Here is a 254-nt window from a genome sequence, read left to right as displayed (position 1 = left end):
GCGCTGTCCTTCCGTCTTGCCGATGCTTTCGACAAGGCCCGCGGCAATGCCGAAGAAGCGGCCTATGCCCGCGTCATGACTCCCGTCGCCAAATACTGGTGCTGCAAGATCGCACCCGCGCTGATCTACGAGGCGATGGAGTGCATCGGCGGCAACGGTTACATCGAGGAGCGGCCGATCGCCCGTCATTACCGGGAGGCTCCGGTCAACGCCATCTGGGAAGGCTCCGGCAACGTCATGGCGCTCGATGTGCT

The 254-nt window shown here is 63.4% G+C and carries 1 protein-coding gene; it reads left to right on the top strand.

Annotated features, from left to right (window positions below):
- The coding region (locus EOD29_RS33375) for an acyl-CoA dehydrogenase family protein (RefSeq protein ID WP_281059261.1) at positions 1 to 254 on the top strand (254 nt) is incomplete at both ends.

Source organism: Mesorhizobium sp. M1A.T.Ca.IN.004.03.1.1, assembly GCF_003997555.1.
Classification (GTDB): domain Bacteria; phylum Pseudomonadota; class Alphaproteobacteria; order Rhizobiales; family Rhizobiaceae; genus Mesorhizobium.
The sequence above is the reverse complement of the archived record's forward strand: the minus strand, read 5'-3'. Positions and strand labels throughout refer to the sequence as shown.